Origin of the sequence: Streptomyces sp. Y20, assembly GCF_043195475.1 — a bacterium.
Classification (GTDB): Bacteria; Actinomycetota; Actinomycetes; order Streptomycetales; family Streptomycetaceae; genus Streptomyces.
This window is the reverse complement of sequence record NZ_JBIDDP010000014.1, coordinates 127450-141083: the sequence shown is the minus strand read 5'-3', so window position 1 is coordinate 141083 and position 13634 is coordinate 127450. Positions and strand designations below refer to the sequence as shown.

15 protein-coding genes and 1 pseudogene are annotated in these 13634 nt (G+C 71.9%); 3 read left to right on the top strand and 13 right to left on the bottom strand.

Annotation, left to right across the window (positions count from 1 at the left end; all coding sequences use genetic code 11):
* Nucleotides 1-76: 76 nt before the first annotated feature.
* The 8 genes and pseudogenes from ACGFT1_RS29235 to ACGFT1_RS29200 form a co-directional block, all read right to left on the bottom strand.
* Nucleotides 77-1657: a DUF1996 domain-containing protein gene (locus ACGFT1_RS29235; RefSeq protein ID WP_373911980.1), complete on the bottom strand. Its 1581-nt coding sequence runs from the start codon at nt 1655-1657 to the stop codon at nt 77-79.
* Nucleotides 1658-1831: 174 nt separating this feature from the next.
* Nucleotides 1832-2485 (bottom strand): LuxR C-terminal-related transcriptional regulator, encoded by a 654-nt coding sequence (locus ACGFT1_RS29230; RefSeq protein ID WP_373911979.1) that lies wholly within the window; start codon nt 2483-2485, stop codon nt 1832-1834.
* Nucleotides 2470-3747: a sensor histidine kinase gene (locus ACGFT1_RS29225; RefSeq protein WP_373911978.1), complete on the bottom strand. Its 1278-nt coding sequence runs from the start codon at nt 3745-3747 to the stop codon at nt 2470-2472. The genes ACGFT1_RS29230 and ACGFT1_RS29225 overlap by 16 nt, the downstream gene beginning before the upstream one ends.
* 51 nt (nt 3748-3798) lie before the next feature.
* On the bottom strand, nt 3799-4824 hold the full coding sequence (locus tag ACGFT1_RS29220) for an NAD-dependent epimerase/dehydratase family protein (RefSeq protein WP_373911977.1): 1026 nt from the start codon (nt 4822-4824) through the stop codon (nt 3799-3801).
* A gap of 67 nt (nt 4825-4891) precedes the next feature.
* Nucleotides 4892-5470 (bottom strand): winged helix-turn-helix domain-containing protein, encoded by a 579-nt coding sequence (locus ACGFT1_RS29215; RefSeq protein ID WP_373911976.1) that lies wholly within the window; start codon nt 5468-5470, stop codon nt 4892-4894.
* Nucleotides 5471-5964: 494 nt separating this feature from the next.
* Nucleotides 5965-6193 (bottom strand): annotated as a pseudogene (locus ACGFT1_RS29210) (glutamine synthetase); the annotation flags it as partial.
* 155 nt (nt 6194-6348) lie between these two features.
* Entirely contained in the window at nt 6349-7065 is a 717-nt protein-coding gene (locus ACGFT1_RS29205; protein WP_373911975.1) for a hypothetical protein, read from the bottom strand.
* A 119-nt stretch (nt 7066-7184) separates the two neighbouring features.
* Complete coding sequence (locus ACGFT1_RS29200; protein ID WP_373911974.1) at nt 7185-7556, bottom strand: arsenate reductase family protein; 372 nt, start codon at nt 7554-7556, stop codon at nt 7185-7187.
* Between the two features lie 220 nt (nt 7557-7776).
* On the opposite strand from ACGFT1_RS29200, the gene ACGFT1_RS29195 reads away from it, so the two are divergent.
* Nucleotides 7777-8091, top strand: coding sequence for a hypothetical protein (locus ACGFT1_RS29195; RefSeq protein ID WP_373911973.1), 315 nt, complete (start codon nt 7777-7779; stop codon nt 8089-8091).
* Nucleotides 8092-8139: 48 nt separating this feature from the next.
* Here ACGFT1_RS29195 and ACGFT1_RS29190 read toward each other — a convergent pair whose 3' ends face one another.
* Entirely contained in the window at nt 8140-8874 is a 735-nt protein-coding gene (locus ACGFT1_RS29190) for an alpha/beta hydrolase (RefSeq protein WP_373911972.1), read from the bottom strand.
* Between the two features lie 133 nt (nt 8875-9007).
* On the opposite strand from ACGFT1_RS29190, the gene ACGFT1_RS29185 reads away from it, so the two are divergent.
* Nucleotides 9008-9283: a hypothetical protein gene (locus tag ACGFT1_RS29185; RefSeq protein WP_373911971.1), complete on the top strand. Its 276-nt coding sequence runs from the start codon at nt 9008-9010 to the stop codon at nt 9281-9283.
* A gap of 20 nt (nt 9284-9303) precedes the next feature.
* On the opposite strand, the gene ACGFT1_RS29180 is transcribed toward ACGFT1_RS29185, so the two are convergent.
* The 4 genes from ACGFT1_RS29180 to glnA all read right to left on the bottom strand — a co-directional run bounded on the left by ACGFT1_RS29180 (nt 9304) and on the right by glnA (nt 12776).
* A complete protein-coding gene (locus tag ACGFT1_RS29180) occupies nt 9304-9888 on the bottom strand; it encodes a hypothetical protein (RefSeq protein ID WP_373911970.1) in 585 nt (194 codons plus the stop codon).
* 4 nt (nt 9889-9892) lie between these two features.
* The gene (gene htpX / locus ACGFT1_RS29175; protein WP_373911969.1) at nt 9893-10813 is read right to left on the bottom strand and encodes a zinc metalloprotease HtpX; all 921 of its coding nucleotides are present in this window, start codon (nt 10811-10813) and stop codon (nt 9893-9895) included.
* A 120-nt stretch (nt 10814-10933) separates the two neighbouring features.
* The gene (locus ACGFT1_RS29170; protein ID WP_373911968.1) at nt 10934-11188 is read right to left on the bottom strand and encodes a hypothetical protein; all 255 of its coding nucleotides are present in this window, start codon (nt 11186-11188) and stop codon (nt 10934-10936) included.
* Between the two features lie 178 nt (nt 11189-11366).
* Complete coding sequence (glnA, locus tag ACGFT1_RS29165) at nt 11367-12776, bottom strand: type I glutamate--ammonia ligase (RefSeq protein WP_373911967.1); 1410 nt, start codon at nt 12774-12776, stop codon at nt 11367-11369.
* Nucleotides 12777-12986: 210 nt separating this feature from the next.
* Here glnA and ACGFT1_RS29160 point away from each other — a divergent pair, with 210 nt between their 5' ends.
* Entirely contained in the window at nt 12987-13454 is a 468-nt protein-coding gene (locus ACGFT1_RS29160; RefSeq protein WP_373911966.1) for an RDD family protein, read from the top strand.
* The last annotated feature ends 180 nt before the right edge of the window (nt 13455-13634 follow it).

The following is a 13634-nucleotide window of genomic DNA, read 5'->3' as shown; positions in this document are numbered from 1 at the left end:
CGGCGCGGGCACGGCGAAGGCCGGCGACGGGAGGGGGACCCGTCACCGGCCTTCTGTCATGCGGCCCTCACCGGGATCAGGAGCAGTTCTGGCCCCGGTTGAGGCAGTTGGCGATCCTGTTGGCCAGTCCGTTCTTCGTGATGCTGATGAAGTCGTCGTGGTCCGTGGCCGCCTTGTGCAGCTGCTCCGGGAAGCCGTCCACCGCGTAGGCGTTCTTCACCTGGCCGTTCTGCACGGTCGGCGGGGTGATGTCGTACACCAGGCGCATCGTCAGCTGCGGGATCGCCTTGAAGCCGTTCGGGCAGACCCCGCTCGCCGGGTCGGGGAAGGCGACGTGCGTGCGGTGGTTGGCGCTGTCGGTGTTCTGCCCGTCCCAGCAGCTCTGGAAGGCGAACGTGCGCACCACCTTGCTGCCCTGCGGGCAGATCGGGTACTGCTGCGTCAGCTGGACCTTGTTCTCGAAGCCGGTGCAGCTCCAGTGCGCGTTGGCGTTCGCCAGGCCGTTGGTGGTGGTCTTGGCGTCACCGGTGATGATGCGCAGGAACTGCGGCATCGCGACCACCTTGGCCGCAGGGCTGCCCACGTACTTGATCTGGGCCTGGACCGGGGTGAGGATCTTGCCGACGTTGCCTTCCTTGCCGCCGCCGTCCTTGTTCTGGTCGAAGTCCTGCGAACCGTCCTGCACGCGCACGACGGGCCAGTAGTACGACGACAGGTCGCTCCTGTTCTGGCAGCTGGTGCCGCCCTGGAGGAACGTGTTGTTGCTGGCGAACGCGTCGATCTTCTGGTTGCCGACGTAGTCGTGCAGGTGGTGCGCGCCGTTGGTCACGCCGGGCGCCACGATCACGTTGTCGGTGTTGTGGTTCTTGTTGGCGTTGACGCCGCAGCGTGTGGTGAACGTACCGGTCGAGGCGTTGCCGCTCCTGCGCGGCTTGCCCTGGACGTTCGGCGCCACCTTGGTGATGTCGACGAAGTCGGCCGCCGCGGGGCCGTTGCCGGCCTGCCCGCCGACGTTGCCCTGCTGGCCGTTGTTGCCCTGCTGCTGCCCGTTCTGTCCCTGCTGCTGACCGCCGTTCTGCTGCTGACCGCCGGTGTTGTTCTGCTGACCGCCGTTCTGCTGCTGGCCGCCGGTGTTGTTCTGCTGGCCACCGCTTTGCTGGCCGCCGGCGTTGGTCTGGTTGGCGGCCTGCGTCGTACAGGCGGCGAGCTGCCGGAGCGTGTCGTCGAAGGAACCGCCGACCCGCTGGATGTCGATCCGGATCCGGTCGATCGTCGCCGCCCGCTTCTCCTTGAGAGGGCCGACGATCGCGTTCTGTACGAAGCTCGTGTCCCTTGTCTGGGCGTTGCGGGTGGAGGCGAGCCTGGCGTAGGCCTCGGTGATCTGCTTGTCGAGGTCCGCCAGCTCCGTCGCCACGCCCTGACGCGCCGCGTTCGGCACGTTCGTCAGCTTCTGGCCGACGTCCGGGCAGGAGATGGTCGCGACCTGCGCCGTCGCGGCCTTCGTCTGGTTGCCTCCCCACGTCTGGTGGTCCGGCTCGTGCGCCGAGGCGTAGAAATTCGCCCAGATCAGCCCGCCCCCGCCGAGCGCTAGGGCCGCCGATGCGGCTATGGCCTTGGTGGCCAACGGCGTACGGCGTTTGCGTGTGTTGCGTCCCATGGAACTCCTCTGACTTCCTTGCGGGGCAGCATCGAGGCGCCCGACAGGAGTGAAGCGGCGCCCTTCCATACGCACGCCGTCGCAGAGGTGTTCAGCCGTCCCGTGAATTCTTCCCGGGACCACCGCGTCACACACGCCTCAACAGCCTTTTGAGCAGCGGATGTTCGAGACAGATCAACGGTCGCGGTCGAGGTGGGCGAGCACGGCCAGAACGCGCCGGTTGTCATCGTCCGACACCTCCAGGCCCAGTTTGCCGAAGATGTTGGAGGTGTGTTTGGCAATGGCCCGTTCCGTCACCACCAGCTGTGCCGCGATGCCCGCGTTGGACCGGCCCTGCGCCATCAGCTCCAGCACCTCCCGCTCGCGCGGGGTGAGGCGGGCCAGCGCCCGGTCGGCGGCCGACCGCCGCGACAGCAGTTGCCGGATCACCTGCGGGTCCATCGCCGTACCGCCCGCCGCCACCCGTCGTACCGCGTCCACGAACTGGTCCGTGTCGAACACCCGGTCCTTCAGCAGATAGCCGATGCCGCCGTCGCCGTCGGCGAGCAGCTCGCGCGCGTACAGCTGCTCGACGTGCTGGGAGAGGACCAGCACCGGAAGCCCGGGCCGCTCCCGTCGGGCCGCGAGCGCGCACTGGAGACCCTCGTCGGTGAGCGTCGGCGGCAGGCGTACGTCGACCACCGCCACGTCCGGCGCCGACTCGGCCAGCGCGCGGGCGAGTTCGGGACCGGTCCCGACGGCGGCGGCGATCTCGAAGCCGTAGGCCTCCAGCATCCGCACCAGTCCGTCGCGCAGCAGGAACAGGTCTTCCGCTAGGACAACACGCACGGGATCTCCATGGTCACCATGGTGGGACCGCCGGCGGGGCTGCTGACGGCCAGGACTCCGTCGAATGTACCGAGCCGCCGCTCGATCCCGGTGAGCCCGGAGCCGGGCCCGACCGCCGCGCCGCCCTGCCCGTTGTCCGTGACCGTGATGCGCAGCCGGCCGTCGTCGTGGTGCACGTCGATCCAGATCCGGTCGGCCCCGGAGTGCTTGACCGCGTTGGTGAGCACCTCGCTGACCGCGAAGTAGGCGGCCGACTCGACCGGCGCCTCCGCGCGGCCCGGCAGTTCCACGGACACCTCCGTGGCCGACGGCAGCCTGAGCGCCAACGCCCGTACCGCGTCGCCGAGTCCGCGTTCGGCGAGGACCGGCGGGTGGATGCCGCGCACCAGGTCGCGCAGTTCCTCCAGCGCCTCCGCGGAGTTCCGCCGGGCCTGGGCGATCAGCCGCTTCGCCTGCGCCGGGTCCCGTTCGACCAGCATCTCGATGGTGCCCAGGTCCATGCCCATGGCGACCAGCCGCGCCTGGGCGCCGTCGTGCAGGTCCCGCTCGATGCGGCGCAGCTCCACGGCCGAGGTGTCGACCGCGTGCTGCCGGGTCTCGGTCAGCACCCGCACCCGCTCCACGAGTTCGCCCTGGTCGCCGCCGAGGACGGCCCGGGTGAGCCGGAAGTGCGCGGTGAGCAGCCGCGGGGCGAAGCGGTGGCCGAACACCAGCAGCGCGGCGGCGAGCGCGGCGGCGAGGACGGCGGTGGCCTCACCGGTGACCGGCACGAAGGCGTACCAGTAGGTGTCGGCCGGACCGGACACGTACGCGCGCCACAGCCCGGCCGGCAGCAGCAGCCCCTGGAACGGGAAGAACACCACCAGGGCCGGGAGCACGGCGGTGACGAAACCGGCCGTCATGTCGGCCAGCAGCCAGCGCACGTCCCGCCAGGTCTGCGGGTCACGGAGCATGGTGACGGTCCGCGTCCAGGGGCCGGCGGCCGCCGGGACGGGCCGGTACGTCACCGGGATCCGCACCCCGCACCACTCCTCGGCCAGCCGGCGCCGGGTGTTCGCGTAGTCCCGCAGCCCGCCGAGGATCCAGGGAACCAGCAGGAACCCGACGCCGACCGGGAGGAGTTCCAGCGAGACGAGGGTCAGGGTGAGGCACAGCAGCGTCACCGGCATCATCACCAGGGCGAGGACGAGCCCCCGTACCGCGGCCAGCACCGCCTGCCGGGCGTGGCTGCGGAAGTCGTCCTCGTGCGTGTCCGTGTCCATGGCGCCAGTCTGTCGGGCCCGGCCCGCCCGGTCACTGGGCGGAGCCCCACGTCAGGGGGTGGTGCCAGGTACACCCCCGGCGCCGGCCAGGAGCCTCGCCTCCACCCGCGGGTCAAGCCCCGTGGGGGGCAGGTCCGGCCGCAGCGGGGCCGTGCCCCCCGACTCGGTCAGCCACCGCCAGGTGTCCGCGACCGTCTCGGCGGCCGGCCGGCACATGAGGCCCGTCGCCAGCGCCCGCGAGACGTCGGCGCCGTACACCGCGGTGTGCAGTTCGCCGTCCGGCGGCACCCACACCGGCAGCTCCGTCCACGGCGCGATCCCGGCGCCGAGGATCACGTCGGGATCGGTCCAGCGCAGCTCCGCGTCCGAGCCGGTGACGCGCACGCAGGCCCGCAGCAGCTCGTCCGTCGTGGTGTGGCCGAGCGGGCTCGCCAGGTTGTACGGCCCGCTCAACCCCCTCTCCACACCGCCCAGCAGCCAGTCGGCGAGGTCGCGCGCGTCGACGTACTGGAGGGGCAGCCCGCGCGGGCCGGGCGCGAGGACGGGGCCGCCGCGGGCGATACGGGTCAGCCACCAGGGCAGCCGGCCGATGTTCTCGTACGGGCCGAGGATCAGCCCGGCCCGGACCAGGAGGGAACCGGCGGCGCCGAAGGCCCCGACGGCGGCCAGCTCGCCGCCCCGCTTGTCCCGGGCGTAGTCCGTCGCCTCCAGACCGGCGGCCGCGCCCTCGACCAGCGGCGCGTCCTCCGTGCCGCCGCTGGGCCGGGGCGAGGCGTACACCGACCGGCTGGAGACGTACGCGTACCGCCCGGCCCGGTCGCGCAGCAGCCGGGCCGCCGCGTCCACGGCACGCGGAGCGCCCGACCAGGTGTCGACCACGGCGTCCCAGTCGCCGCCGTCCGCCGTGAGCGCGGCGAGGCCGTCGGCGGCGGTGCGGTCACCGTGCAACGCCCGCACGCCCGGCGGAGGCCGGTGCCGTCCCCGGTGGAAGACGGTCACCTCCCAGCCGCGTCCGAGCGCGGCCTCCACGACGGCCCGCCCCACGAACTCCGTACCGCCCAGCACCAGAAGTCTCATGCCGGGATGGTGCCCCGTCCGGGGGCGGCCCGGAACCCGGCTCTGCCGAGGGCAGAGCCGGGGAGGGTCAGCGGCCCGCCGGCGGGGTGTACTTGTAGCCGACGCGGCGCACGGTCTGGATGGTCTGACGGTGCTGGGCGCCCAGCTTGCGGCGCAGCCGGGCGATGTGGACGTCGACGGTGCGTCCGTCACCGACGTGGCCGTACCCCCACACCGTGGTGACCAGCTGGTCGCGGGTGTGCACCCGGTGCGGGTGCGCCACCAGGTGCGCGAGCAGCTCGTACTCCAGGTAGGTCAGGTCGAGTTCACGGCCGTCCACGCTGGCGGTGCGCTGCACGGGGTCGATCCGCACCAGCGGCTCGGTGTCACCGCCGTCCTGCCCGGCCTCCGGCTGGTCCGGGACCGCGACCGGCAGGAACGGGGGCCGCTGGTCGGCCGGGACCAGCACCAGGTAGCCGACCATCGGCGGCCGGCCGGGCAGGGCGGGCAGGGCGTGCTGCGGCGCGGGCAGCCAGGTGGCGCCGGGCGGCAGGAAGTCCGCCACGTCCACCACCTCGTCCCGGTCGACGGCGCGCAGCCGGTGCCGGGAGCCGTTCTGGGCGGGGGAGTCGACGGCGGCGGTGGAGAGGGAACGGGTGGTCGCCATGAGAGGTCAGCTCTTTCGCGCGAGAGGTTCGTCGGGCAGGACGGCGGCCACGATTCGTGGTCGGGCGCGCCGGGGACGTACGTCGTTTCGCGCTGGGCCGAAGGCCGGGGGTGTACGGCTTTAGAGGGCCCGCGCGTTCATCGCGCGGCAACACACACGATCGAAGTCATGGTGCTGACGGGAAGGCCAGAACGGCTCGAGGTCGTGACGACCCGTCGAGGTGATCATCTGGAAGCCGGCCATGGGCCCATTGAAGCAGAGGCGCACGGCGGGCAGGAGTCTCCTCTCACTACTTGGACGCTTCCTTGGCATCAAATTGACATGGCGCGCGGCCACGGGACCGGCCTGCTGGCCCGGTCAGGGGCCTGGCGACCGGTCGACGTGTCCGGGATTCCGTCTCACCCATCGGACGGCACCGCTGCGGCGGGGGACACGGCGGCATGCGCGAGGGGCGCCAGCCATGACGGCGGGCGCCCCTCGGAAGCGGCGGCGGATCAGACCTGCCCGGCCTTCTCCGGTGCGGCGCAGCAGGTGTCCACCAGCGGGCGGGTCACCACGTACGGGTCGACGTTGGCGTTCGGGCGGCGGTCCTCGAGGTGGCCCTTGCGTCCTTCTCCACCTGCCACGGGATAGGCCCGAGGCGCCGTGCTCGGAGACGCCGTACGAGAACTCGTCCCGCCGAGCCCTCTCGTGCCGGCCCGTCAGCCGCTCGTCGAGGCCGGCTCGCCCGCGCGTGAACCCCGTGCCACCCGGATGTCCCGTGCCGCGGTTCACCTGGTCAGGCGCGGCCGGCCGCGGTAGGGGGCGCGGGTGTCCTGCCGCCCCTGGCGGTGCACGGCAGGACACCCGCGTCACCGGACCGGTTCCCGGTCCGGGCCTCACCCCACCTTCTCGATCACCGCCCGCCGGATGAGGAACTTGCCGGGCTCGCGGACCTGCTCGAACGCGGCGTTGTTCAGCAGGACGCAGCTGCCGGAGACGGACGTCACCTTCACCGTGGTGGACTTGTTGTTGTCCAGGTTGGTGACCTTGAGGGTCGTCCCCGCCGGGAACTGGCTGCTGGACGCGGCCGGGGCCCCGCCCTCACCGGAGAGCGTCACGGTGGAGCCCTTGCACACCTGCTGACCGGAGGCCTGCTGGGCGCCCCCTGCCTGCTGCTGGGCGCCCCCGGCCTGCTGGCCCCCGCCCTGCTGGCCCCCGCCCTGCTGGCCCCCGCCCTGCTGGGCGTTGCCGCTCGGCGCCGCCTGGGAGCCCTGCGCCGTCTGAGAGCCCTGAGCCGACTCCCCAACGGTGCAACCGGACGCCTTCTGCTGGACCTTGATCTGGTCGATGACCGCCTGCCGGTTGGCGATCCGGGCCGCCGACTGCGCGTCCGGGTTCGCCTTCTGGCCGTCGATGAACTTCTGGTTGTTGCCGAGGGCGGTGGCGAGCCCCTGGCAGACCGTCGAATCACCGGCGGACAGCGTCTTCGCCTGCTGCGGCTGCGCGGCGCCGGACGTGCCGGCCAGTGCGAAGGCCCCGCCGCCCGCCACCGCCGCGGCGCTGACGAGCAGCGCGATCTTCTTCTTCGTACCGAGACTTCGCCTGCGCGACATGCGCGCCTCCTGAAGAGAGAGGGGAGCGTACGGCGCTATGTACGAGATACCGAACGGAGTGACTCAACCCTCACGGCACTGTCTCAAGTAACGTGGGTCACAGCCGAGTTGAGAAGTGCTCAGCTCTCCCTGCCGCGGGAGACGGCCTCCCGCACGGCCTCCTCGGTGCGCGCGACCAGGGCCGTGCCGTCGTCGGCGGTGATGATGGGCCGCTGGATCAGCCGGGGATGCTCGGCGAGAGCCGTGATCCACCGCCCCCGCGACGCCTCGTCCCGGGCCCAGTCCCCGATCCCCAGCTCCTTGGCGACCGCCTCCTGGGTGCGGGTGATGTCCCACGGCTCCAGGCCCAGCCGCTCCAGAACGGCCCTGATCTCGTCCTCGCCCGGCACGTCCTCCAGATAGCGGCGGACGGTGTAATCGGCTTTCTCGGCGTCCAGCAGGCTGAGGGCGCTACGGCACTTGGAACAGGCCGGGTTGATCCAGATTTCCATGCGGCACACGGTACCCGGCCCCGTTCCTGTTCGAATTCATGCGACCTCGGCGACCTCACCGGTATCAGCTGTGACGGAGCACCAATTTCCGTCCCCACCTGCTGGTTTGCTGACTCCCGCGCACCCCCGGTTGTCAGTGCCCGGCAGTAGAATGGAGGCAGTGTTCGAGGGCAGGCGCCGGACGGCCGGCGGCTGCCCCGACCGCGACAGGAGGATGCCCGTGCCCGCTGCCGCCCTGAAGCCGAAACCGTTGCCGACCCAGTCCACCGCCAAGCGATCCGTGCTGTTCGACTCGCCCTACGAGCCCGTGGCGAAGCGCCCGCTGCCCGCCGGACGGCCCCGCGAGTGGTACGTCGCGCACAACCGGCGCCTGAAGGCCATGCGCCTGGCCATAGCCCTGCTGGACTCCGGGGTCCATCTGCCGGGCGAGGCCCGTGACGAGACCATCCGCACCACGGCCGAGCGGATCGGGATGCGTCCGCCGTCCGACACGACGTGCCGCATGGTGCGGGCGCTGATGCGTTACTCCCGCTGAGCCGGCCGGCTCGCCGGGTGCCCCGCCGGTGCGGGGCACCCGGCACCGTCACGCCGTCGGCTCCCGCTCCGCCACGGCCTCCACCAGCGCCTCCACCAGCGCCGTCCGGTCCGCCGCGTGGTCGCGCAGCCACAGCCCCAGCCAGTGGTCGGCGTCCGGCAGCACCAGGCGTGAGAACCGCGCGCGGGCCGACAGCGCCTCCTGCACCGCCCGGGTCACCACCGCCGGGATGACCGTGTCGGTGCCCGGGACCACCAGGACCGCCCGGCCCTCGTAGGACGAGAAGGCCGCCAGGGCGGGGGAGGTCCGCCAGCTGTCCGGGGTGCGGATGATCTCCGAGAAGCGGCCGTCACCGTCGCCGAACGGCACTTCCCAGGCCTCGGGGGCGTAGACGGCGGGCGCGCACAGGCCGACGGCGGCGACCCGGCGTCCGTAGTGCCGCGTCAGATCCGCGACCGTCTGGCCGCTCATGCTGAAACCGACCAGGATCAGCGGCTCGTCCGCCGGGGCGTGCGCGTCGAGCACCGCCACCGCCTGCTCGTAGCGCCGGCGCAGGCTCAGCTCCGCGAGCGCGCCCGTGCTGTCGCCGTGTCCGGAGAAGTCGAACGCCAGGGCGCGGCATCCGCGGGCGGCGAAGTCGGCGAGCAGCGGCGACAGCCGGTCCTTGCTGCCGTTGCCGGCACCGTGCAGCAGGACCGCCGTGGCCCGGCCGGCCGGACCGGCGCTCACCCCGCTGAGCCGTTCGCCGTCGTACGCGTAGCTGAAACCGGTGAGATCGTCCATGCGGGTCATTCACTCACGGCGGTCGCGCGCCCGGAAAACCTGATGCACCCACCGTGACACACTCCCTACGCTGAGCGAACGGAGGTGGCGACCGACGCCCTCCGCCCCTCGCGCCGCCCCAGGGAGGACCGTCATGCGTGGCACCCTCGCGACCGGCACCGTCGTCCTGGTGCTCCTCGGATGCGGCAACCACCTCTGGTGGCTCGCCGCCGTGGCACTGCTGTACCTGTACGCGACGCACGGGCGCGGCTCGCCCGGTGCGGCCCCGCCGGCCGGACCGGCCACCCCGCCCGACAGCTACCGGACCTACCGTGAGCACCGGGACCGCCAGGCCGGATGGGAACGGCGCTACCGCCGGGAACGGCCCGCCGAGGCGCGGCGGCAGGAACAGGAGAAGGGCCGGCCGTGAGCAGGGGCCGCCGCCGGACGTCACAGGCCGGGGGCGCCCCAGACCGGGAACCAGCGGCCCAGGTCCGGCTCGATCCGCAGGTCGTCGCCGAGCGCCGCCCGCACCTGGAGCTCCAGCGCTCCGTCCCGCCGCCCGCCGCCACCGGACAGCGGGGCGAACGGGTAGAACGTTCCGCGCTTGTACAGGTAGACGAGCGCCAGCTTCCGGCCGGTGTCGTCCGTGAAACCGGCCAGGGAGCACAGCAGTTGCGGACCGAATCCGTTGGCCTCCATCGACGTGTTCACCGCGTGCAGGTCGCCCACGAGCTGCGGCAGCCGGTCGGGGGAGCGGCGGGACACCAGCCAGGAGTAGCCGTAATCGTCCCGGCACAGCTCGACCGGCGGGCCGGTGCGGTCGCTGTCCGCGTCCAGCAGCGCCCGCACCTCACGATGGGTCTGCTCGAAGGCCGCCCCCTCCACGGTGGCGAAGCACACCGCCCCGTCCCCGGTCGCCGTGAAACCGGCCGCCGCCTCGAGGGTCACGGCGGCGGAGGGCAGCGCGAACAGCCGGTCGAGATCCGGCGCGACCGGTCTCGTACGGCCCAGCAGGATGTCCAGCAGGCCCACCGGCTCACCCCGCCCCGCCCGGGCGGGCGGCCTCGCCCAGCTCCGCCGAGATCCGGCCGAGCTGCTCCAGCCGCTGCTCCAGGGCCGGGTGGGTGGAGAAGAACCGCTCCAGACCGGCCTTCCCGCCGGTCGCCGGGGTGAAGTAGAAGGCGTTGAACGCCTGCACCGTGCGCAGGTCCTCGGCCGGGATCCGGGCGATCTCCCCGGACACCTTGGTGAGCGCCGACGCCAGTGCCGAGGGCCGCCCGGTGAGGAGGGCCGCCGCACGGTCGGCCGCCAGCTCCCGGTAGCGCGACAGCGCCCGGATCAGCAGGAAGCTCAGCGCGTACACGGCCAGGGAGACGCCCAGTACGGCGGCGAGCACGGCGGCCGTGTTCTGGTCCCGCCGGCCCCCGCCCAGGATCTGCGAGTAGAGGGCGAACCGTACGACCAGACCGGCGAGCACCCCGAGGAACGACGCGATCGTGATCACGGCGACGTCCTTGTGCCGCACGTGCGACAGCTCGTGCGCCAGCACACCCTCCAGCTCCCCGGGATCCAGCCGGCGCAGCAGCCCGGTGGTCACGCAGACCACCGCGTGCTCGGGGCTGCGCCCGGTCGCGAACGCGTTCGGCATGTCCATCCGGGACACGGCGACCGCCGGCTTGGACAGGTCGGCCATCGCGCACAGCCGGTCCACCACCGCGTGCAGCTCCGGATACTCCTCCCGCTCCACGACCCGCCCGCGCATCGCGAACATGGCGATCCGGTCGGAGAACCAGAACTGCGCGACGAACATCGCCCCGATCAGGACGGCGACCAGCACCCAGGACCGCAGCAGCACGATCAGCGCGGCGACGAACCCCACGTACAGCAGCCCGAGCAGGAACAGCGTCAGCCCCATGCGCACGGTCAGGCGCCGGTCGCTCCGAAAACGGCTCTGCATGCTGCACCACCCCGCAGTCAGGCACTCGTCCCGCATCCAGTGTGCACCCGCCGGTCCCCATGAAGCGGTCGGGAACGGCCCCAGGAGCGGCAAAAGGGCAGCGGGCCGCGCCGGCGCGCCTCAGTAGGAGGAGCGCATCTGCGCGTAACCCAGCAGGACGATCACTACGGCCACGCAGCCGAGCACCACGGCCGTCGACACCCACGACGAGCGGCGCGGCGCCGGACCGGGGTCGGCGCGGAACGGCGCCGGGTCCGGCGGGTTCTCCTTCCAGCGGGCGGCGAGCATCCGGGCCCGCGCGGAGGGCTCCTTGTGCTCGGCCGAGTTCGCCCACCTGTGATCGAACTCGCGCTCCCAGTCGTCCTGTTCCGCCATCCCCGTTCAACCTCTCTCGTCCGGCAGAGCCCGGAAGGATGATCCCCCGACAATAGGAAGTTCGGGAAGCGCGAAAGGTTGCGCAGGGGAGCGGATCGGTCGTCCGGCCCGACGACGAGGCCCCGCCGCTCTCCGTGCGGAGAGGAGCGGGGCCCGGTCAGCGCTCGGGGGGGGACTGTCACACGTCGAAGTACAGCTCGAACTCGTGCGGGTGCGGGCGCAGCTGGAGCGGGGCGATCTCGTTGGTGCGCTTGAAGTCGATCCACGTCTCGATCAGGTCGGGCGTGAAGACGTCGCCCTGGAGGAGGAACTCGTGGTCGGCCTCGAGGCGGTCCAGGACCGCGCCGAGGGAGGTCGGGACCTGGGCCACGTTCGCGTGCTCCTCGGGAGCCAGCTCGTAGAGGTCCTTGTCGATCGGCTCGGCCGGCTCGATCTTGTTCTTGATGCCGTCCAGACCGGCCAGCAGCAGCGCGGAGAAGGCCAGGTACGGGTTGCCGGAGGAGTCCGGGGCGCGGAACTCGACGCGCTTGGCCTTCGGGTTGGAACCCGTGATCGGGATACGCATCGCGGCGGAGCGGTTGCGCTGCGAGTACACCAGGTTGATCGGCGCCTCGAAGCCCGGCACCAGGCGGTGGTAGGAGTTCACCGTCGGGTTGGTGAAGGCCAGCAGCGACGGCGCGTGCTTGAGGATGCCGCCGATGTAGTAGCGGGCGGTGTCCGACAGGCCCGCGTAACCGGCCTCGTCGTAGAACAGCGGGTCGCCGTTGCTCCACAGCGACTGGTGCACGTGCATGCCCGAGCCGTTGTCACCGAAGATGGGCTTCGGCATGAAGGTCGCGGTCTTGCCGTTGCGCCAGGCGATGTTCTTCACGATGTACTTGAAGAGCTGGAGGTCGTCTGCGGCGGCGAGCAGCGTGTTGAACTTGTAGTTGATCTCCGCCTGGCCGGCGGTGCCCACCTCGTGGTGCTGGCGCTCGACCTTCAGGCCGGACCGCTCCAGCTCCAGGGAGATCTCGGCGCGCAGGTCGGCGAAGTGGTCGACCGGCGGGACCGGGAAGTAACCACCCTTGTAGCGGACCTTGTACCCGCGGTTGTCCTCCAGCGCGCCGGTGTTCCAGGCGCCCGCCTCGGAGTCGATGTGGTAGAAGGACTCGTTCTCGGCGGTCCGGAAGCGCACGGAGTCGAAGACGTAGAACTCGGCCTCGGGACCGAAGTACGCGGTGTCCGCGATACCGGTCGAGGCGAGGTAGGCCTCCGCCTTCTTCGCCACGTTGCGCGGGTCACGGGAGTACTGCTCGCCCGTGATCGGGTCGTGGATGAAGAAGTTGATGTTGAGGGTCTTGTCCCGGCGGAACGGGTCGACTCGCGCGGTGGACAGGTCGGGCCGCAGGGCCATGTCCGACTCGTGGATGGCCTGGAAACCGCGGATCGAGGACCCGTCGAACGCCTGCTCGGCGTCAGGGTCGAACGCCTCGGCGGGCAACGTGAAGTGCTGCATGACGCCCGGCAGGTCGCAGAATCGGACGTCGACGAACTTGACGTCCTCGTCCGCGATGTACTTCTTGGCCTCGTCGGCGTTCTGGAACATCCAGCTCCTCCTACTCCCGACCGTCGACGCCGGGGTGGTAGATCGTTCGTGCGGCCAGTGCGGTGGCACACGCTGGTCTCGACCCTAGGGACGGGTGATTTCTCGGGCGTGACTCGTTTGTTTCACAGAAGTTAACCAGCCACATGTCCACCGTAGCGCCGGCCACACCCCTGGGCGTAGTGCCGGAATCGGGCACAGTACCGTGGAAGGGTGGACAACAGGCAGGCACTCGGATCGTGGCTCTCCGGCCCCCGCGCGGCCATGGAGGACGCGGGCGCCGACTTCGGATACCGGGGCGAGCAGCTCGGCCTCCCGGAGGACGGGCCGAACTCGATCGCACGGCCCGGACGGCGGCTCGGCGCCATCGCCGTGGACTGGGCGCTGTGTGTGCTGATCGCATACGGCCTGATCACCCACGGCTACGGCCCCGCCACCAGCAACTGGGCACTCGGCGTCTTCTTCCTCCTGAGCGCCCTGACCGTCGGCACGGTCGGCTTCACCCCGGGCAAGCGCCTGTTCGGCATCCGGGTCGTGGCCCTGGAGACCGGCACCGTCAGCCCGGGACGCTCGCTGCTGCGCACGGCCCTGCTGTGCCTCGCGATCCCCGCCCTGGTCTGGGACCGGGACGGCCGCGGCCTGCACGACCGGCTCGCCAGGACGGTCGAGGTCCGCATCTGACGCCCGCCCCGGCCGGCACCTGACGCCCGGCGCCCCGGCCCGCCCCGGACGGCGCCGACACCCCCGGCGCCGCCCGCACGCCGGAGCCGACACCGCTGCCGGACGCCGCCCGCAGGCCAGGGGCAGCACGCCTGCCGCACCCCGCCCGCATCCCGGACGGCGCCGGCATCCCGCCCGCAC